Annotated in this window: 16 protein-coding genes; 12 read left to right on the top strand and 4 right to left on the bottom strand. The window is 73.4% G+C overall.

Translation table 11 applies throughout. The features are described 5' to 3' along the window. Nucleotides 1-19: 19 nt before the first annotated feature. Nucleotides 20-706 carry a GNAT family N-acetyltransferase gene (locus GVV76_RS08955; protein WP_159626505.1) on the bottom strand — a complete coding sequence of 229 codons (687 nt, stop codon included), beginning with the start codon at nt 704-706 and terminating at the stop codon, nt 20-22. 156 nt (nt 707-862) lie between these two features. Between GVV76_RS08955 and dapA the strand changes: the two genes are divergently transcribed. Beyond that, complete coding sequence (gene dapA, locus GVV76_RS08950) at nt 863-1765, top strand: 4-hydroxy-tetrahydrodipicolinate synthase (protein ID WP_159524371.1); 903 nt, start codon at nt 863-865, stop codon at nt 1763-1765. A gap of 57 nt (nt 1766-1822) precedes the next feature. After that, complete coding sequence (locus tag GVV76_RS08945; RefSeq protein WP_159626503.1) at nt 1823-2701, top strand: aldo/keto reductase; 879 nt, start codon at nt 1823-1825, stop codon at nt 2699-2701. A 129-nt stretch (nt 2702-2830) separates the two neighbouring features. Here the strand turns inward: GVV76_RS08945 and GVV76_RS08940 are convergent, their stop codons facing one another. Both GVV76_RS08940 and GVV76_RS08935 read right to left on the bottom strand, forming a co-directional pair. Further along, the gene (locus GVV76_RS08940) at nt 2831-4636 is read right to left on the bottom strand and encodes an AMP-binding protein (protein WP_159626501.1); all 1806 of its coding nucleotides are present in this window, start codon (nt 4634-4636) and stop codon (nt 2831-2833) included. A 59-nt stretch (nt 4637-4695) separates the two neighbouring features. After that, nucleotides 4696-7272: an AAA family ATPase gene (locus tag GVV76_RS08935; RefSeq protein WP_159626499.1), complete on the bottom strand. Its 2577-nt coding sequence runs from the start codon at nt 7270-7272 to the stop codon at nt 4696-4698. Nucleotides 7273-7644: 372 nt separating this feature from the next. Here GVV76_RS08935 and GVV76_RS08930 point away from each other — a divergent pair, with 372 nt between their 5' ends. Then, nucleotides 7645-8559, top strand: a complete 915-nt coding sequence (locus GVV76_RS08930; protein ID WP_159524367.1) for a PAC2 family protein — start codon at nt 7645-7647, stop codon at nt 8557-8559. A gap of 28 nt (nt 8560-8587) precedes the next feature. Here the strand turns inward: GVV76_RS08930 and GVV76_RS08925 are convergent, their stop codons facing one another. After that, nucleotides 8588-9361 carry a spermidine synthase gene (locus GVV76_RS08925; RefSeq protein ID WP_175994109.1) on the bottom strand — a complete coding sequence of 258 codons (774 nt, stop codon included), beginning with the start codon at nt 9359-9361 and terminating at the stop codon, nt 8588-8590. A 170-nt stretch (nt 9362-9531) separates the two neighbouring features. On the opposite strand from GVV76_RS08925, the gene dinB reads away from it, so the two are divergent. From dinB to mraY, 9 genes are all read left to right on the top strand, one after another. Then, nucleotides 9532-10758, top strand: a complete 1227-nt coding sequence (gene dinB / locus GVV76_RS08920; protein ID WP_159626495.1) for a DNA polymerase IV — start codon at nt 9532-9534, stop codon at nt 10756-10758. A 166-nt stretch (nt 10759-10924) separates the two neighbouring features. Further along, complete coding sequence (locus GVV76_RS08915) at nt 10925-11317, top strand: DUF3040 domain-containing protein (RefSeq protein WP_159524364.1); 393 nt, start codon at nt 10925-10927, stop codon at nt 11315-11317. 392 nt (nt 11318-11709) lie between these two features. Beyond that, on the top strand, nt 11710-12141 hold the full coding sequence (gene mraZ, locus GVV76_RS08910; RefSeq protein ID WP_017176957.1) for a division/cell wall cluster transcriptional repressor MraZ: 432 nt from the start codon (nt 11710-11712) through the stop codon (nt 12139-12141). Between the two features lie 178 nt (nt 12142-12319). Further along, a complete protein-coding gene (gene rsmH, locus GVV76_RS08905) occupies nt 12320-13402 on the top strand; it encodes a 16S rRNA (cytosine(1402)-N(4))-methyltransferase RsmH (protein WP_159626493.1) in 1083 nt (360 codons plus the stop codon). Further along, a complete protein-coding gene (locus GVV76_RS08900; RefSeq protein ID WP_159626491.1) occupies nt 13399-13902 on the top strand; it encodes a hypothetical protein in 504 nt (167 codons plus the stop codon). The genes rsmH and GVV76_RS08900 overlap by 4 nt, the downstream gene beginning before the upstream one ends. 6 nt (nt 13903-13908) lie before the next feature. Beyond that, entirely contained in the window at nt 13909-15735 is a 1827-nt protein-coding gene (locus GVV76_RS08895) for a peptidoglycan D,D-transpeptidase FtsI family protein (RefSeq protein WP_159626489.1), read from the top strand. Between the two features lie 214 nt (nt 15736-15949). Further along, nucleotides 15950-17557, top strand: coding sequence for a UDP-N-acetylmuramoyl-L-alanyl-D-glutamate--2,6-diaminopimelate ligase (locus GVV76_RS08890; RefSeq protein WP_159626487.1), 1608 nt, complete (start codon nt 15950-15952; stop codon nt 17555-17557). Then, nucleotides 17542-19056, top strand: a complete 1515-nt coding sequence (locus GVV76_RS08885; protein WP_159626485.1) for a UDP-N-acetylmuramoyl-tripeptide--D-alanyl-D-alanine ligase — start codon at nt 17542-17544, stop codon at nt 19054-19056. The genes GVV76_RS08890 and GVV76_RS08885 overlap by 16 nt, the downstream gene beginning before the upstream one ends. Continuing rightward, a complete protein-coding gene (mraY, locus tag GVV76_RS08880; protein WP_159524358.1) occupies nt 19053-20195 on the top strand; it encodes a phospho-N-acetylmuramoyl-pentapeptide-transferase in 1143 nt (380 codons plus the stop codon). The genes GVV76_RS08885 and mraY overlap by 4 nt, the downstream gene beginning before the upstream one ends. Nucleotides 20196-20211: the final 16 nt, after the last annotated feature.

Genomic DNA, 20211 nt, shown 5'->3' with positions numbered 1-20211 from the left:
CGCCATGTTGCGCGGTGAGTCAGATGGTGGCGGCCCAACAGTCCTCGACGACGCCGTCGCCGATCGGCAGTTCGCGCCGCATCCCCGTGGGAGCCATCCCCACCGCCGTGAACAGGCGGGACATCGACTCATCCCCGCGCAGCGCCCACACGAGCAGGGCCCGCGCCCCGTCCTCACGGGCCAGGTCCACCGCCGCCGCCAGCAGCCGTGAGCCGTGGCCCTGGCGCTGGTGCTCCGGGGCCACCCCGATCGCCGTCACCTCAACCGCCCCGGATCCGGGCACTGGCCGCCCGGAATCATCCAGGCCCTGCGTGGGGGCGAGCCCCACCAGCCCCACCACCAGAGGCCCCCGCGTGGCCACGAGGACATGATGCCGCGGGCTGGGCGGCGCGGTGACCGGCTCCTCCCAGCCCGCCGCCACCACGGGTGCCGCGATCATCGCCCTCACGCCATCGGGGAGGCCCGCGCCACTATGGGCGCTGGCGTGGCCCGCCTCCATGGAGGCCAGCATCGTCGCCGCGTGGACCCTCCCAATCAGGGGCAGATCCGACTCCCGCGCGGGGCGCACGAAGCCCGCCTGCTCCGCGACCGGCTCAGCGGCCCTCTCCTGGGAGCCCCGCCCTCCTCCAGGCCCCCCGCTCAGCCCTAAGACGGGATCGGCGTCGAAGACGGAGGGCGCGTGGCGCCGCTCGTTGCTCTCATTCATGAGCGCGAGCCTATCGCTGAGCCTTCCCCGCCGGACCCGGTCTGACCATGGTGGTCGGCAACCGCGAGCCCAGGCGGACCCAGTGGGCCCCAGGAAGCCTCGGCGAGGCCCTGAGACGCCCTGTCCTCAGAGCGTGATCGCCGTTACCCTCGGAGCATGACCCAGAGCACCCCGCCCCCGCGCTCCTTCGGCTCCGTCGGCGTCGCCATGATCACGCCCTTCACCCCCGAGGGTGAGATCGACGTCCCCGCCGCCCAGTCGCTGGCCGTCTCCCTGGTCGACGACGGCGCCGACCTCATCCTCCTGGCCGGGACCACCGGGGAGGCCCCCACCACCCACCTGCCCGAGAAGCAGACCCTCCTGCGCGAGGTCAAGGACGCCCTCGCCGGGCGCGCCATGCTGATGGCCGGCGCCGGCTCCAACGACACCGCTCACGCCGTGCGCATCGGCGTGGGCAGCCAGGCCGCGGGCGCCGAGGGCCTGCTCATCAACGCCCCCTACTACAACCGCCCCAGCCAGGAGGGCGTCTACCAGCACATCATGGCCGTCGTCGAGGCCACCGACCTGCCGGTCATGATCTACGACATCCCCGGCCGCACCGGTGTGCGCATCCTCGATGACACCCTCTCCCGCCTGGCCGAGCACCCCCGCGTGCTGGCCGTCAAGGACGCCACCGGCGATGTCGAGCAGGGCTTCCGCCGCATGGAGGCCACCGGCCTGGAGTACTACTCGGGGGATGACGGCCTCAACTTTGCCTGGCTCGCCCACGGCGCCAGCGGCGTCATCTCAGTGGTGGCCCATGCGGATGCCCACTCCTGGCGCGAGATGATCACCGAGGTCGATGAGGGGGACCTCGCCGGGGCCCGCGCCGTCGCCCAGCGCATGCGCCCGCTCGTCGGTGCCATCATGGGAGGTGGCCAGGGGGCCGTCATGGCCAAGGAGGCCCTCCTCCTCCAGGGGCGCATCCCCAGCGCCGCCCTGCGCCTGCCGCTCGTGCGCGCCTCCGCCGAGGAGGTCGAGGCCCTCAGCGCGGTCCTGGCCGCCTCCGGCCTTCTGTAAGAGTCCCACCACGGCGAGAGTCACCGCGGCAACCGCCTCACCGCGAGGGAGATCCTCATGACCGCTCCATCCGCCCCTGAGATCCCCACCACCACCCTCAACAACGGCGTCGCCATGCCGGTGATCGGCTACGGCGTCTTCCGCACTCCGCCCGAGGAGACCGAGCGGGCCGTGCGCGAGGCCATCGAGGTCGGCTACCGCTCGATCGACACCGCTCAGGCGTACCGCAACGAGGAGGGCGTGGGGGCAGCCGTCGCCGCCTGCGGCATTCCCCGCGAGGACCTGTTCCTCACCACGAAGGTCTGGTTCTCCAACGCCGGCGAGGACACGGCCGCCCGCTCGATCGACGCCTCCCTGCGACGCCTGGGCACCGACTACGTCGACCTCCTCCTCGTTCACCAGCCCTTCGGCGACTACTACGGCACCTACCGCGCCATGGAGACCGCCCTCAAGGCCGGCAAGGCCCGCGCCATCGGCGTGTCCAACTTCTTCCCGGACCGCTTCGTCGACCTGGCGCTGAACGTCGATGTCGCCCCGGCCGTCAACCAGATGGAGACCCACGTCTTCAACCAGCAGGCGTCCTCCCGCCCCTGGTACGCCAAGCACGGCACCGCCCTGGAGTCCTGGGGGCCGCTCGCCCAGGGCCGCAAGGGCATCTTCACCCACCCGGTGCTCACCGCCATCGGGCAGGCCCATGGCAAAACCGCCGCCCAGGTGGCCCTGCGCTACCTGCTGCAGCGCGATGTCATCATCATCCCCAAGTCCGCGCGCCGCGACCGCATGGTCGCCAACCTCGACATCCTCGACTTCTGCCTGGCAGGGGAGGAGATGGACGCCATCGCCGCCCTCGACGAGGCGACGCCCCTGACCACCAACCACTATGACCCCGAGTTCGCCCTGGGCCTCATGGAGCGCTACCGCCTCCCCAGGGACTGACCGGGCTCACCGGGCTGGCAGGGCTGGGGCCGCGGGCCGCCGACGGCCCCGGGCAACCAGCGGGGCCAGCCGGCCGCGGGCCGCTGATCGTCATCCGTCTGGGCGCGCCCTCGCTGATGGGCGCGCCCCTCACTGATCGGACTGGAGCCCCTGGCCTCCCGCGCCTTCGCCCCGGACGGCCATGATCTGGTCGCGCACCGCGCGGCGCAGCACCTTGCCGATCATCGAGCGGGGGAGCTCGGACAGGATCGCGATCTCACGGGGGAGGGCGTAATGGGAGAGCGTCCGCTCGGCCCACGCGCGCACCTGCTCCAGGGTGACGGTCTGCCCCTCATGGGGGACGATCGCCGCCACCACGCGCTCATCGCCGACGCGGCTGGGCACGCCCACCACGGCCACGTCGGCGATCTCCGGCATGGAGCGCACGGCGGCCTCCACCTCGGTGGGGTAGATGTTGAAGCCGCCGGAGATGATGAGTTCCTTGCGGCGGTCGGCGATGACGTAGAAGCCGTCGGCCTCCTGGCGCACGAGGTCACCGGTGCGCAGCCAGCCGCCGGGCAGCATGACGGCCTCGGTCTCCTCGGGGTCGTGCCAATAGCCGGCGAAGACCTGGGGGCCGCGGACCACGAGTTCGCCGACGTCGCCGGGCGCGACCTCGACCTGGGGGGCCTCCGGGTCCACGAGCCGCACCTCGGTCGACGGGTAGGGGACCCCCAGCGCCCCCGCGCGCCGTTCAGGGGAGATGGGATTGCCCAGGATGATGGGGGAGGTCTCGGTCATCCCATAGCCCTCGATGATGACCCCGCCCGTGGCCTCCTCCCAGGCTTGCGCCACCGCCTTGGGATTCGCGGCCGCCCCGCACACCGCCACCGAGCAGCTCGACAGGTCCGCGCCAGTGGCCTTGGCCCGGGCGAGGATCCGGTCGAACATGACTGGCACGCCCGGGAAGAAGGTGGCGGGCCGCCGCTTCCAGGCCGTCAGCACCATGTCCGCGCTGAACTTGGGCAGCACCACCTGGGTGGCCGCCATGCCAACGGCGCACAGTAGGTTGAGGGACAGCCCGAAGGCGTGGAAGAAGGGCAGCACCGCGTAGAAGGTCTCGCGGCCCGGCGCGCAGGCCCGTGAGGCCCACTCCAGGCTCATCTCGGCGTTGGAGCGCAGGTTCGCATGGGTGAGCCGCACGGCCTTGGGGGTTCCCGTGGTGCCGCCGGTGTACAGGAGCACGGCGGCGTCGTCGACGCCGGGCAGTGGGTGGCTCGCGGGAAGCAGGGGGGAGGCGGCCATGAGGTCGTCCCAGGAGCGCACGCCCGCGGGCACCCGCCCGCGCAGCTCGTGGCGCTGGGAGCGGGCGGCTGCCACCGGCAGCTTGAGGGCGAGGCGGCTCGCCAGGGGCAGCCGGCGCGAAAGGTCGACGCTGAGGACCTGCCGGCCCTCCAGCGAGGCCTCGGCCAGCGATCCGGTGGCCGCCACGACCCGGGCGATCGTCTTCTCCCAGGCGATGATGACCCCGCCCTGATGGATCTCGATCTGCTCGCGGATCTGGGCGGCCGGGGCCAGGGGGTTGTGCTCGGCGACGATCGCGCCGATCCGCCAGGCCGCGTAGGCGAGGACGACGTGCTGGGGGCAGTTAGGCAGGATGAGGCCGACGACGTCGCCGGCCCGCACCCCCAGGCCCCGCAGCGCCTCCGCGGCTCGGGCCACCTGGCGGGCCAGCCGCTCATAGGTGGTGGTGGCGCCCAGGAAGTCCAGGGCCACCCGGTCCGGGTAGTCGCGCGCGGCGTCGTCGAGCATCCGGGACAGCGGCTCGGTGATGGGCGGGATCGTCGCCGCCACGCCCGGGGCGTAGTGCGGCCGGCTCGCCCGCCCGGGCGCCGAGGCCCCTGGGCCGGTGGTCTGAGGGGCCGGCGCGGCGGGGCCGACCTGGTCCTGATCCACTCGTCCTCCTCGTGTTGGTCGGCGCCGCCAGGCGCGGCGCGCTCCTACGCAACCGTAACCTACGGTGCCGTAAGTCCGCTCGGCAGTGGCTCGGAGGAGACCACGCGCAGGCGCCGGGTCGGGCGGGTCATGGCCACGTACAGGTCGCCCGGACTCGTCCGGCCGATCCGGCCCGGCTCCACGAGCACGACGACGTCGAACTCCAGGCCCTTGGACATCACCGGGCCCATGACCGCCAGGCGCGAACGCAGCACGTCCCCGCCCGGCGCCTCCATCGCGGCGGCCAGCGCGGCATCGGCCGCCAGGCGCGCGGCCCAGAGCTCGGGATCGGGCGCGATGACGGCGATCCGGCCCCCCTCGGGGCCCACCGCCTCATCGAGCGCCGCCATCTCCTCGCGCACCGCCGTCAGGACCGCCCCCTCGAGAGCGGCGCCCCCGGCGCCCTCCGCCCGGCCCACGTGATCCACCCGCAGGCAGTCCGGCAAATCGCGCACCGATGACACGGGGTAGACCGGTGGCTGCCCCAGCGAGGCCGCCGTCGCGTCCGCGGCCTCCATGACCGTGGCCGGGGTGCGGTAGCACACGGTGAGGACCTCCTCGCGCAGCGGCGTCGAGCCCTCCCGCGGGACGCGCCGCCCCCGGCCTCCGCGCCGCCCGCGCTGGTGATGACCTCCCCGGGGGCTCCTCCCGCCATCCGCCGACGGGCTCGTGCCCAGCGCCCGCAGGGCCTGCCCCCAGCTCGACGGTGCCGTCGGCCCCGAGTACTGCGCCAGGTCGCCCACCACCGTGAAGGAGCGCACCGGGCAGCGCCGCGCCAGCGCGCGCCAGGCCATCGCCCCCAGCTCCTGCGCCTCGTCGACGACGACGTGCCCGTACGTCCAGCCCCGATCCGCCCGGGCGCGCTCGGCGAGGGTGAGGGAGGGGCCGTGGTCGGCGACGCGGTCGGCCAGCATCTCAGCCGTCACGATCCCGCCGCCCAGCTCCTGGGACTCGATCGCCTCGGCGGCGTAGGCCACCAGCTCCTCGCGACGGCGCGCCTCCAGACGGGCCCGCTGCGCCTGGGCATCGTCACTGGGGCCCAGCAACTCGGCGAGCTCGTCGATGAGCGGGATGTCCGCGGGCGTCAGCTCGGAACCGGGCGAGCGGCGCAGGGCCTGGCGCTCGGCGCCAGTGAGCTCGGGGGCCAGGCGCTCCAGCAGGGCCGGGCGCGCCCACAGGCGCTCCAGGAGGCCCTGCGGCGTTGTCGGCATCCAGCACAGGTTGATCTCCCGGCGGGCGTCGCGCGAGGTGCGGATGTCCTCGCGGATCCACGCGCGCGTCTCGGGGTCCGAGGCGTCCTGGCGGGTCGCGGCGGCGAACTGGTCCGTCAGGCGCTCCAGCAGCCACAGCACGAAGGGCTCGCGGGCCAGGTTGTGCGGCTTGCCGCCGCGCCGCGCCCGTGACATCGCCTCTCGCACGTCGTCGGGCCTCAGCTCCAGCGCCGTTCCCTCCACCACGATCGGCCGCGGCCCGTCCGGCACGCGCTGGAGGGCCTTGACCGCCCGGGCCAGCACCCGGGCCCACACGGCCCGCCCCTTGATCTCCGCGGTGACGGCGCTCTCGGTGCCGCGCGCCCGGATCCCGGGCACCAGGTCTCCGATGGTGGTGGAGACCACGCCCGTCTCTCCCAGCGAGGGCAGTACCTGCTCCACATAGCGCAGGAAGGTCCGCGAGGGGCCCACCAGCAGCACCCCGGAGCGCTCCAGGCGCTCGCGCTCGGCGTAGAAGAGGTAGGCCACTCGGTGCAGCGCCACCGCCGTCTTGCCCGTGCCCGGCCCGCCCTGGACCACGAGCACCCCCGTGCCCGGAGCCGTGACGATCCGGTCCTGCTCGGCCTGGATCGTCGCGACGATATCCCCCATGCGGCCATCGCGGGCCGCCGACATCGCCGCCAGGAGCGCCCCCTCGCCCTGGAGCCCCTCCGCGGCCAGGCCCGCCGACCGCCCGCCGACGGCCCGAGCGCCGTCGAGGGCCGAGACATCGATGAGTTCGTCCTCCACCCCCAGGACGCGCCGGGCGCGCGTATCGATGTGCCTGCGCCGCACCAGCCCCATCGGCTCCGAGGCGGTCGCCTGGTAGAAGGCCCTGGCCAAGGGTGCCCGCCAGTCCAGGACCACCTCGCGGCGGGCGGTGTCGTGCAGTCCGATCCTGCCCACGTAGTGCCGCGCGGGCCCGCCGACGGCGCCAGCCGTGCCCGCCCCATCCCCCGGGGCCGGGCCGCCCGCGCCCTCGGCATCCCCGCCGCTCCCACCCTCCTCGGGGGCGACAGGGTCGCCGGCGCGCATATCCATCCGCCCGAAGACCAGGCGCTCCTCGACGCCCTCCAGGGTGGAGATCAGGCCCGAGTAATGAACGGCGTAGGCGTCGCGCTCGCCCCGGGACTGATGGGTGCCGCTCGCGCCGCGCGCCTCGGTGCGGATCAGGGCAGACCTGGCCTCGGCGAGCCGGCGGTCGAGCTCTCCGTAGGCGGTGTCCACCACCCGCTGCTCGACAGCGATCTCGCGCTCACGGGCCGCCTCCTGCGGGCCCTGGTCGGCGGGGAGCGCCGCGGGGGCGGCATCTGGCGAAACCTGGGGGGACCGGCTCGACGTGCTCACGGGGCCTCACTGGGATCAATGACGGATATGACGGGCCGCGGGGCGGCCCAGCGCGCTTCCGGGCGGGCCCGGGCGCGCTGCGGTGGTTCGTGGACCTCCGATGCGCCCGCAGCACAGGGGCGTCCATTATTCTCCTCGTAGGGGCGCCGTGGTGCGGCCTGGGCGACGCCCACCGCGAACACGCCCGTCATCCGCGCGGCGCTCCCGGGAACGGGCCGGGCGCGAGCGGCGCGGGAACACTCCGGGGCTCCAGCGCGTTGGCTCTTGAGGCGCCCCTCGCCTGGAGCGATGCGGCGCTCCCCTCCTGCCCTCCCAGGGCAGCCGGGCAAGCATCATCACAAATGTGACGACGATCACGAGAGGAGACCAGGGATGATCCAACCGCCGCTCTACACCTTTGCCAACCTGACGCGCCCCATCGCCCCGCGCGTCCTCCTCCACCACTTCGACGGCGCCATGGACGCGGGTCACGCCGGGGCGCTGGCGGTCGAGCAGTTGCTCCTCGCCCTCCCGCACGAGCGCCTGGCCACCTTCGACGTCGACGGGATCATCGACTACCGGGCCCGCCGGCCCGTCGCGCGCTTCGAGTCCCGCCAGTTCACCAACGTGGAGATGCCCAGCCTCGTCCTGGACCTCCTCACCGACGACGACGGCGCCCAGCTTCTGCTCCTCCATGGCGCCGAACCGGACTACCGCTGGCAGGAGATCGCCGGCGCCATCACCCACCTGGCCGTCTCGCTGGGTGCCGGCCAGGCCATCAGCATCTACGGGCTGCCCCTGGCCGTGCCCCACACCCGCCCCACTTTCATCCACCAGCATGGAAGCCGCCTCGATCTGCTGCCCGAGCAGCCCGATTTCTTCGGCACCGTCGAGATCCCCAGCACCTTCGCCACCTACATGGAGGTCCGGTTGGGCCAGGCTGGGCTCGACTCCCGCGGGCTGGCCGCGGGCATCCCGCACTACGTCGCCCGTGACGACTACCCGGCCGGCGCCTCAGCGCTGCTGGCCGCGGTCGCCGATGCCGCCGGGCTCGCCCTGCCCCTGGGTGACCTCGAGGCCGCCGCCAGCCTCAACAGGCTCGAGATCGACGCCGAGGCCTCCCAGCAGCCCGAGGTCACCGCGATCGTCAACGCCCTGGAGGCGCAGTACGACGCCCTGGCCCCGAGCAAGGACGCCGATGGCGTCGGCGAACTCGCCTCCCTGCTCGACCTGCCCAGCGCCGATGAGATCGGCGCGCGCCTTGAGGCCTTCCTTGAGACGAAGGACCCCGGTCACAACCAGTCCTGATCCCGGGGCGGGGGAGCCGGGGGTCGGCTCAGCGCCCGCGAGGCGCCAGGGCGTCCGCGCCCCACGTGCGCACCGGCAGCGGCAGCCGCCGCACCGCCCGCTCGACCGCCTCCTCCTCAGCCGGTCCGAAGGGCTCGCGGCGCGCCACGATCACCACATTGCCCTGGCGCTTGCCGCGGGCCACTGCCGGATCGGCCACCACGAGGACCCCGCCGAAGAGGCGGGAGGCCGCCTCCAGCTCACCATGGGCCTGCTCGCGCGGCATCGCCGGTGAGTTCGCCAGGAGCAGCCCGCCATCGGCCAGCGCCTCGCGGCAGCCCCTCAGGAAGGCCTCGTCTCGGCAGGACGCGGGCACCTGCCCGGCGGCGAACACGTCGCGCACGATGACATCCCACTCGCCGGCGCGCAGCCCGGGCACCACTCGCGCCGCGTCGCCCACGCGGATCCGCAGCCGTGGCGAGCGCGGGAGGTCGAACCACTCCCGCACGCTTCCCGCCAGGATCTCGTCGATCTCCACTGCCGTCTGCGTCGAGCCCGGCCGGGTGGCGTCCCAGGCGCGCGCCAGCGCGCAGCCCGCCCCGCCCAGGTGCAGGGCGTGGACCGGCGCGCCGGGCCCGCGCGCCGCGCCCACCGGCCCGGTCCCGGTCAGCGCGTTGAGCACGGCCTCCATCTGCTGCTGGTACTCGAAGTCCAGATGCGCCGGATCGCGCAGGTCGATCCACGACGACTCCGTCCCGTCGAGGAGGAGGAGCACGCCTGACTCGCGCACCTGCAACTCCGCCACGGCTAAGGACGTGGGCACCGGTCCCACCGGGAGGGATGCCAGTGAGCGCGCGGGGGAGCGCGCCGCGCGCCGTCGATCGCCGCTCCGGGCCTGCTTGCGTGTCACAGGAGCACGCTAGCCTGAGGCCGTCGCGAGCACGATCGGATCAGCGGGGCGCCGCGCGGGGCGCCGGCGGGGGAGGAGGGCCCATGAGCAGAGCCCCGCGCGCCGCCGACGCCCGCCGCGACTGGGGTGACGACGACTCCGCCACCCCCATCCTCCACGTCGACATGGACGCCTTCTTCGCCTCCGTCGAGCTCCTCGACCATCCCGAGCTCGTCGGACGCCCTGTCATCGTCGGCGGCACTGGGGGGCGCGGGGTCGTCTGCGCCGCCACCTATGAGGCCCGTGCCCACGGGGTGGCCTCCGCCATGTCCATGGCCGAGGCCAAGCGCCGCTGCCCGCGGGCCGTCGTCCTTCCCGTGCGCCACCGCCACTACAGCCAGGTCTCCCGGGCCGTCATGGGCATCCTGGGAGAGGTCACCCCGGTGCTGGAGAAGGTCAGCATCGATGAGGCCTTCCTCGATGTCTCCGGATCCCGGCGCCGCATGGGGGGACCCGCCGCTATCGGCCGCTGGATCCGCCGCGAGATCCACGACCGCCTGGGACTTCCGGCCTCCGTGGGCATCGCGTCGACCAAGCTCGTCGCCAAGCTCGCCTCCTCCCACGCCAAGCCCGATGGGCTCCTCCTCATCCCCGCCACCGCCACCCAGGACTTCCTGGACCTCCTGCCGGTGGGCGCCATGTGGGGAGTGGGCGCCAAAAGCGAGGCCGCCCTGGCCCGCTGGGGCATCACCGACGTGCGCGCGCTGGCCGCCACGGACACCCGCGCCCTGGCCCGCATCCTCGGCCCCTCCGCCGCCCACCACCTGTCCGCCCTGGCCCACGGGATCGACCCCCGCCCCGTCACTCCCTCCCGTGAGGAGAAGTCCGTGGGCACGGAGTCCACCTTCTTCGACCTCCTGCGCGACCGCGATCACGCCCGCCGCGTCCTGCTCGACCAGTGCCACCAATGCGCGGCGCGCCTGAGGGCGGGGGATCTGCGGGCCCGCGTCGTCGTCCTCAAGGCCCGCGGCGCTGACTTCACCACGGTGACCCGCTCACGGACCTTGGTCGAGCCCACGGACCTGGCCCGCGATGTATGGCAGACCATCGAATCTCTCTTCGAGGCCCTGCCCACCCCGCCGGGCGGGTACCGTCTCCTCGGCGTGCGCTGCGAGGGCCTGAGCCGCGGCGATGACGGCGTCCAGCTCCTCCTCGACGACGACCCCCGCCGGGGGGCGCCCGAGCGCGCGGCGGACGAGGTCAGGCGCAGATGGGGAGCGGGAGCCGTGGCCCCGGCCAGTCTTCTCCGCCCTCCGGTTAGCGGTCGGTGAACCAGAGCAAGTAGACTCGATGGCGAATCCCTGGGCTCGGCATATCTGCATGGGCGACCGACTCGGGGCTTCAGGCCGGGCTCCGAGAGCCGGTCCCGGCCCTGCCCCGCTCCCATCACCCCAGGGCGGCGAGGCTCAAGCGGTGAACAGGAAGCGAGGGACTGGCATGTCGCTCTCCGAGCGCGAGCAGCGGGTGCTGCGAGACCTCGAGCGCCAGCTCCATGAGGAGGATCCCGACCTCGCGGAGACCATCCAGCATCCCGAGCGCCACCTCGCGCGCGTCTCCCCGAGGAAAGTCGGGCTGGGGATCGCCCTGGTGCTCGTCGGGTTGGTCGTGGTCATCTCCGGTGTCGTCCTGGGGCACGGCAACGGGCTGGTTTCCATCCTCGTCGGCGTGACCGGCTTCGGCCTGGCGGTCGCCGGTGTCGCGCTCATCGTCCGCCGCCCCCCGACGCTCAACGATGCCCGTGGCGGGGCCGCCAAGGCCCGCGCCGGGCGCTCCACCTTCATGGAGCGCCAGTCCGAGCGCTGGGAGCGCCGCCGGTACGACGAGCGCTGAGCCCCTCCTGATCAGGGCTCCCCACAACCTCCCTCCTTCGCCTCAGCCTCGGGGCCCGGCGCCCCTCCCCGCGCCCCCGGCATCTCCCACAGGCCTCCTCCACTTCCCTCCACGGGAGCCCCCACGCCCCGCCCCGACGCCGTCGGGACCCCCGGATCGGCCCTCCTCCCGCCCCCATTACCGCCCGCCGGGCCCGTCACCACCCCTGGTGACGGGCCCGGCGCCGTCATGTCCCCCCACTTCCCTCCACCGCGTGAAACCGCGGAATTTCGCGGTTCTTCCGTCGAAAGTTGGTGGATATCCATCACAAGTGGATGTAGAGGTGGTTGGAAAGGGAGGAAAGTGGAGTAGGGTGGAGTCCACTGGATCGCCGAGGGGGAGGAGTGGACCCGATGTTCCTGGGCACCCACGCGCCCCGCCTCGACGACAAGGGCCGCCTCATCCTCCCGGCCAAGTTCCGCGAGGAGCTGGCCGGCGGGATCGTCCTGACCCGGGGCCAGGAGCACTGCCTCTACGCCTTCACCACCGCGGAGTTCGAGCGCATGTACGCCCAGCTCCGCGAGGCGCCCCTGGCGCAGAAGCAGGCGCGCGACTACGTCCGCGTCATGCTCTCCGGCGCCGACTCCCAGATCCCCGACAAGCAGGGCCGCATCACCCTGCCCGCTCCGCTGCGCGCCTACGCCGGCCTGGATCGCGACCTGGCCGTCATCGGCGCCGGGTCGCGCGTCGAGATCTGGGACGCCACCGCCTGGGAGAACTACCTGAGCGCCCAGGAGCAGGTCTTCGCCGACACCGCCGAGGAGATCATCCCCGGCTTCTTCTAACCGATCGGCCCAGCCGGATCGCCCCGTGAGGTCTCCGCCCGCCGCCGAGTCCGACGCCTCTTCCCCGGCGCCGGAACCTGCGGGAGGAGTCCTGGCAGGACGATCCGCGACCGACTCGGCCCGGCGCCGAAGGCGCCCCCCCACCAGCACCGCAGCACGACAGGAAGGAGGAGCGCCGATGAGCGCTATCAGCGCCCCCGCGGGTTCCGCGGCCCAGCGACACACCCCGGTGCTCCTCGCCCGCTGCCTCGACCTCATGGCCCCCGCCATCGAGGGGGCCGCCGCTCGCGGCGCCACCCCCGTCCTCATCGACTGCACGCTCGGCATGGGCGGGCACAGCGAGGGAGCCTTGGAGCGCTTCGAGACCCTGCGCGTCATTGGCATCGACCGCGACCCCCAGGCCATCGCCCTGGCCAGCGAGCGCCTCGCCCCCTTCGGCGAGCGCTTCACAGCCGTGCGGGCCACCTACGACGCCGTCGAGGACGTGGCGCGCGAGCGAGCCGTGACCAACGAGGGGGGCTTGGGAGTCGTCGACGCCGTCCTCATGGACCTCGGGGTCTCCTCCCTCCAGCTCGACGACGCCGAGCGCGGCTTCTCCTATGCCCGCCCCGCCCCGTTGGACATGCGTATGGACCAGGGCGCGGGCCCCACCGCCGCGCAGATCCTCGCCACCGCCGACGCCGCCGAGCTCACCCGCATCCTGCGCGTCTACGGCGAGGAGCGCTTCGCCCCTCGCATCGCCCAGGCGATCGTTGCCCGGCGGGACGGCGGCGCTCCGCTGACGCGCACCGACGAGCTCGCCGCGCTGGTGCGCGACGCGATCCCCGCCGCCGCCCGGCGCACCGGCGGGCACCCCGCCAAGCGCGCCTTCCAGGCGCTGCGGATCGCGGTCAATGCCGAGCTCGACGTCCTCGAGCGCGCCGTGCCCCGGGCCCTGAACTCCCTGAGGGTGGGCGGGCGCCTCATCGTCGAGTCCTACCAGAGCCTGGAGGACCGGATCGTCAAGCAGGCGATCACCGCCGGCTCCACCAGCAGGGCCCCCCAGGGCCTTCCCATCATACCCGAGGAGGACCGCCCCTACCTGGAGCCCCTCACCCGGGGCGCCGAGCGGGCCGATGAGGCCGAGCTCGACGCCAACCCCCGCAGCGCCCCCGTGCGCCTGCGGGCAGCCACCCGAACCCGCCCCACCTCCCTTGCACCGGCCCCTGAACCGGCACACCGCCGCAGAGCACCGACAGATCGAGGAAGGAGGAGCCGATGAGCGCCGCGATCGCCGCCACGGCCCGCCCCACCAGCCCCACCAAGAGGACCTGGGAGGGCGGCGCGCGCCCCCGGCCCCAGCGCGGGGCGCGGGAGGCCCCGCTGCCCCAGCGCCAGTTGCGCGTGGTGCGCGGCATCGCGCCCGGCCGCTCCGCCATCCCCTTCATGCTGCTCATCGCTGCGATCCTCATCGGCGCCCTGGCGATCACGATGGTGCTCAACGCCAAGATGGCCGCCACCGCCTACGAGCTCCAGAAGGCCTCCACCGAGCTCGACGTCGTCCAGGACCACTTGGAGACCGTGCGCGGCCAGGTGAACGACGCCGCCGCGCCCGACGCCCTGGCCAAGCGCGCCGCCGAGCTCGGCATGGTGCCCGCGGCCGCCCCCGGCGTGGTCGACCTGCGCAACGGCACCGTCACCGGCGGCAGCGCCGCTGGAGCCCCCGGCGCGGGTGGCGCGCCCAGCGCCGGTGGCCCTGCTGCTGGCACGAGTGGGCAGTGACCGCCGATGAACCCGAGCCGACGTCGTGCCCTGCAGCTCCTCGGCCTCACCGGCTTCTCCGCTCTGGCGGGCAGGACCGCCTGGCTCCAGGTGGTCCAGGGCCCGGGCCTCGCGGACAAGGCCCGCGCCGAGCGCACCCTGACGTGGACCAACGTCGCCCTGCGGGGCAACATCTGCGGACGTGATGGCACCATCCTGGCCACCTCCTCGGTGAGCTTCGACATCGGTGTCAACCAGCGGATGGTCGCCCAGTGGGAGGACAAGGTCGAGCAGGACAACCCCACCACCGGCCTGCCCGAGACCGTTGTCGTCGGGCACGGGCCTGCCGCTGCGGCCGACAAGCTTGCCCCCATCCTCGGGGTCGACGCGGCCGAGCTCGGGGCCAAGATGGTGGGGGATTCCACCTACGCCGTCATCGCCGAGGCGGTCCCCCCGGACACCTGGCGCCAGATCAAGGCCCTGGGCATCCGCGGCGTCGAGCCGGACCAGCGGGTGCGCCGCACGTACCCGGCGGGATATGTCGCGGGCAACGTCGTCGGCCTGACCGCCGAGGGTGAGGGGCGCGTCCTCGAGGGCACGGCGGGCATTGAGAGCACGCAGGACGACTGGCTCAGGGGTGTCAACGGCTCGGGGTCCATGGAGGTGGGCCGCACGGGCGCGCAGATCCCCTCAGGGAGGGTGACCGAGACCGCCTCGACCCCCGGGGCCACCGTCACCCTCACCCTCGACCCCGATCTCCAGGTCCTCGCCCAGCAGGCCATCGACAAGGTCGTCACCGCCCAGGGCGCCGAATGGGGCTGCTGCGTCGTCATGGAGCCGTCCACCGGCAAGGTCCTCGTCATGGCGGATAGCCGCGCCGTCGACCCCGGTGACCCCACCGCCTCCGCCGGGCGCGACCTCGGGGCCCGCTGCGTCGAGGCCGTCTTCGAGCCCGGCAGCGTCGGCAAGGTCGTCACCTTCGCCGCCGCCCTGGAGGAGGGCGCCGTCACGCCCGAGGAGACCTGGACCGTCCCCTACTCCTGGACCTCCGCCAACGGCCAGACCTTCATCGACTCCCACCCCCACGGCGTCGAGCGGCTCACGACGGCCCAGGTCCTCGCCGAGTCCTCGAACGTCGGCACCGTCCAGATCGGGGAGAGGGTCGCCGACGACGTCCGCCACGCCTACATGGAGCGCTTCGGCTGGGGCGCCCGCAGCGGCATTGAGCTGCCGGGGGAGTCCGCCGGGCTGCTCACGCCCCCCTCGAAGTGGGACGACCGCACCCGCTACACCACCATGTTCGGCCAGGGCATCGCCGGGACCGCGCTCCAGTCCGCGCAGGTCCTGGCCACTGTCGCCAACAACGGCGTGCGCGTGGCGCCCCGGGTCATCGACTCGTGGACCGCCGCGGACGGCACTGTCACGCGGCAGGCCCAGCCCGAGGGCGTGCGCGTCATGTCCGAGGCCACCGCCAAGACGCTCACCGCCATGCTCGTCGGCGTCACCCAGGAGGGGGGCACCGCCGAGGAGGCCTCGATCGACGGCTACCTCGTGGCCGGGAAGACCGGCACCACGGAGATCATCTCCGAGGACGCGACCGTGGCGTCCTTCGTCGGCTTCACCCCCGCCCACGACCCGGCCATCGCCGCCGCCGTCATCGTCAGCAAGCCCTCGGGCATCTTCGGCGGCGTCGTCGCCGCCCCCGTCTTCCGGACCATCGCCCTGGCCACGCTCCACAAGCTCGGCATCGCCCCGGACCCCTCGGTCATGGCGACGTCCAAGGCCCACAAGGACGCCCAGGCCGCCCCCGTGGACCGGCACGGGGCGAGCGCGCCCTCGGGGCGGGGCGAGTGATGGCGCGGGCTCTGACCACCCCGGCCGGGCCCGAGCAGGGGCTCATGGGGCCCACCGCCGGGCGCGCCGCGCCGCGGGCCTTCACGCGCCTTCCCGGTCCGGGGGAGATGCTGCTCACGCCCCTCAAGCGCCCCATGAGGCAACGCGGGGATCACAGAACCAGGCCGCCTCTCCTGATCTGCGCACGCCGCCGGTCGCGATAGATTGTGGGACTATGAGCAACCACGCGTACGAGTCGGCGGCGGCCCTGCGCCCGCGCCGAAACGCTCCCATCGCTCTGAGCGAGCTCGCCCAGCGATTCTCCCTGAGCCCCGCCACCCCCGCCGATGCCCAGGGCATCAGCGCCCCCGTCCCCCTGACCGTCTCCGGGGCCTCCGTGGACTCCGGTGACATCGCCCCCGGAGAGCTCTTCGTCGCCCTGCCCGGCTTCCGCGCCCATGGCGCCGACTACGCCGCCCAGGCCGTCGAGGCCGGCGCCGTCGCCGTCGTCACCGATGAGGCGGGGGCGAGCATCGTGCGCGAGTCCTGCCCCGGGACCCCCGTGCTCCTCAGCGCCGACCCGCGCGCCATCGTGGGCCCCCTGGCCGCGGAGGTCTACCACCATCCCTCCCGCTCGCTGGTCACCACGGCCGTCACCGGCACGAACGGTAAGACCACCACTTCCTACTTCCTCGACGCCATGCTCACCGCCCACCTCGGCGGCTGCATGATGGCCGGCACGGTGGAGCTGCGCGCGGGCGGCCTGTCCGTGGAGTCGCCCCGCACCACCGTCGAGGCGCCCGTCCTGCAGCGCATGATGGCGCTGAGCGTCGAGCAGGGCGTGGGCGCCGCCTCCCTGGAGGCCTCCAGCCACGCCATCGTCCTGCACCGCCTCGACGGCACCCGGATCGATGTCGCCGGCTTCACCAACCTTCAGCGCGACCACCTCGACTTCCACCACACGATGGAGGAGTACCTCGACGCCAAGGCCCAGCTCTTCACCCCCGAGCGGGCCGGGCGCGCCGTCGTCTGCGTCGACGACTCCTGGGGGGCCGCGCTCGCCGAGCGCATCTCCCGGGCCGGCGGGCTCCCCCTGGACCGCGTGCGGGCCTACGGGGGCGACGCCCCCGCCGACTGGTGGGTCACCGACGCGGCCGTGTCCCTGACGGACTCGGCCACCACCTTCACCCTTCACGGGCCCGACGGCGTGGAGATCGCCGCCAGTTGCCCCCTTCCCGGGCTCGTCAACGTCCAGAACGCTGCTCTGGCGCTCGTCATGGCGATCCGCGCCGGCGTGCCCGCCGAGGTCGCCGCCCGGGCGCTGGCCACCGCGCACAACATCCCGGGCCGCATGCAGCGCATCAGCCAGCGCGACGGCACTCGGGGCCTGGCCATCGTGGATTTCGCCCACACCCCCGACGCCATGGAGCTGGCGCTCGCCGCCGTCCGCCCCATCACCCCCGGGCGCCTCATCGTCGTCTTCGGCTCCGACGGCGACCGCGACCAGGGCAAGCGCCCCATGCTCGGCGAGGTCGCCGCGCGCCTGGCGGACGTTCTCGTCATCACCGACGAGAACCCCCGCAGCGAGGACCCCCAGCTGATCCGCGACGCGATCCTGGACGGCGTGCGCTCGGTGCGCCCAGACCTGGCCGACGTCGAGGAGATCACCACCTGGCGCGGCGACGCCGTGCGCCGCGGGGTCGAGCTCTGCGGCCCCGAGGACACCGTCATCGTCACCGGTAAGGGCCACGAGCCCTTCCTTGAGGCGGCCGGCGAGTTCATCCGCTACAACGACGCCCCCGTCATGCGCGAGGCCGTTGAGGCGAAATGGGGTGCCGCGTGATCGCCCGCGCGATAGACGAGCTCTCCTCCTGGGCCCAGGGCCGCCTCATCCCCCCCGCCCCGCCAGCGGCTCCGGTGACCCGAGTCGTCACCGACTCCCGCCGGGCCGGGCCGGGCTCGCTCTTCGTGGCCATCAAGGGCGAGCGCGCGGACGGCCATGACTACCTCGCCGCCGTCGCCCGCGCCGGCGCCGCGGCCGCCCTGGTCAGCGATGAGACCGCGGCTCGCGCCGCCCTCGCCGAGGCCGGCCGGGCCGATGGGCCCGGCGCCGCGATGGCGCTCATCGTCGTGGAGGACACCGTAGCTGCCCTCGGGCGCATCGCTCGAGGGCACCTCGCGGACCTGCGCCAGCGCGCGGGGGATCGGGGTCTGGCCGTCGTCGCGATGACCGGCTCGGTGGGTAAGACCACCACCAAGGACCTCACCCGCCAGCTCCTGGCCGCCCAGGGGCCCACGATCGCGCCGGTCGCCTCGTTCAACAACGAGATCGGTCTGCCCCTGACCGTTCTCGAGGCGGACGAGTCCACCCGCTACCTCGTCCTTGAGATGGGCGCCTCCGGACCTGATGACATCGCGGACCTGGTGGGGATCGCCCCACTGGACGCCGCCGCCGTCCTCATGATCGGCCACGCCCACATGGGCGGCTTCGGCTCCATCGAGGGCGTCGCCACTGCTAAGAGCCATATCGTGCGCGGCCTGCTTCCCCACGGCACCGCCATCCTCAACCTCGACGACGAGCGGGCCGCCGCCATGGGCGCCCTCGCGCCGGCCGGTGTCCTCACGTTCTCCGCCAGCGGTGACGAGCGCGCGGACCTGCGCGCCACCGCCGTGGAGCTCGACGAGGCCGCCCACGCCGTCGCCGAGATCCACCTGCCCGGCGCCGCCCCCCGCCGCGTGCGCCTGGGACTGCCCGGCGCCCACAACGTCGCCAATGCCCTGGCGGCCCTCGGGCTGGCCCTCGCCGCGGGCGCGGGCGCGGATGACCTCCTGGATGCCATCGCCTCCGCGGGGCTGGAGAGCCCCCACCGCATGGCGGTTAGCGATCTGCCCGGAGGCGGCCGGCTCATTGACGATTCCTACAACGCCAACATCGACTCGATGACTGCCTCGCTCGCCTCCCTGCCCGCGCTGGCCGGGGACCGCCGCCGTGTCGTCGTCATCTCGGAGATGCTCGAGCTCGGAGAGAGTTCCGCCGTCGATCACGCCACCGTAGGGGCGCTCGCCGCTGACGCCGGCGCCTCCCTCCTGGTGGCCATCGGCGCGGGCGCGGCGCCCGCGGCCGAGGCCGCCCGCCAGCGCGGCGTGGAGGTCGTTGAGACCCCCGACGCCGACGGCGCCATCGCCCGCATCCCCTCGCTCCTCGCCCCCGGGGACGCGATCCTGGTCAAGGGCTCGCACGGATCGGGCGCCTGGCGCGTGGCCGACCACCTGGCCGCCGGCGGCCCGACGGCCGCCGGCCACGAAGCGACTGATGGACGTGATGGAAAGGACGCCCGATGACCGCCATCCTCGTCTCCTCCGCCGTCTCCCTGCTCGTCGCCCTCCTGGGCACGCCCGCCCTCATCAGGTTCCTGGAGCGGCGCCACTACGGCCAGTTCATCCGGGACGACGGCCCCGAGGGGCACTTCATCAAGCGCGGCACCCCCACGATGGGGGGCCTCGTCATCATCATCGCCCTCGTCCTGGGCTACGCCGCGGCCAACCTCGTCGAGCTCCGCATGCCCAGGGCCAGCGGCATCCTCCTGCTCTTCCTCATCGTCGGGCTGGGACTTATCGGCTTCCTCGACGACTTCGAGAAGATCTCCCGGCAGAGGTCCCTGGGCCTGACCCCCTGGCAGAAGATGCTCGGCCAAGCGGTCATCGGGATCGCCTTCTCCGTGGCCGGCCTCCTCTTCGCCGATCGCAACGGCCTGACCCCCGCCTCCACCCGCATCTCCTTCGCCCGCGACTCCCTCATCGACATGGCCTTCCTGCGCGGCGAGGGCGGCTCCTTCAGCCTCGGCGGCGCCACCGGCCTGACCCTGGTGGGGGCGGCCGTCGCCCTCGTGCTGTTCGTCCTGTGGTCGAACTTCCTCATCACCGCCTGGTCCAACGCCGTCAACCTCACCGACGGCCTCGACGGCCTCGCGGCGGGCGCCTCCGCGATGATCTTCGGCGCCTACACGCTCGTGAGCGTCTGGCTGTCCAACCAGTCCTGCGTCTACGGGCACCCGGACATCGTGGTCAACACCTGCTACCAGGTACGGGACCCCCGCGACCTCGCCATGATCGCCGCGGCCCTCATGGGCGCCTGCTTCGGGTTCCTGTGGTGGAACGCCTCCCCGGCCAAGATCTTCATGGGGGACACCGGCTCACTCGCCCTGGGTGGGGCGGTCGCCGGGCTGTCCATCCTGTCGCGCACCGAGTTCCTCGCCGTCATCCTGGGCGGGCTGTTCCTGGCCGAGGTCATCTCCGTGATCCTCCAGGTCGTCTCCTTCAAGTCCACGGGCAGGCGCGTCTTCCGCATGGCGCCCCTGCACCACCACTTCGAGCTCGGCGGCTGGACCGAGGTCAACGTCGTCATCCGCTTCTGGATCATCGCGGGCCTGTGCGTCGTGGCGGGCCTGGGCCTGTTCTACGCGGAGTTCCTCGTCTCCTGATCTCTCTCACCCCCCC

The organism is Actinomyces sp. zg296, from assembly GCF_009829695.1.
In the GTDB taxonomy this organism is placed as follows: domain Bacteria; phylum Actinomycetota; class Actinomycetes; order Actinomycetales; family Actinomycetaceae; genus Actinomyces; species Actinomyces marmotae.
Note: the sequence above shows the minus strand (reverse complement) of the source record. Positions and strands in the feature narration are given on the sequence as shown.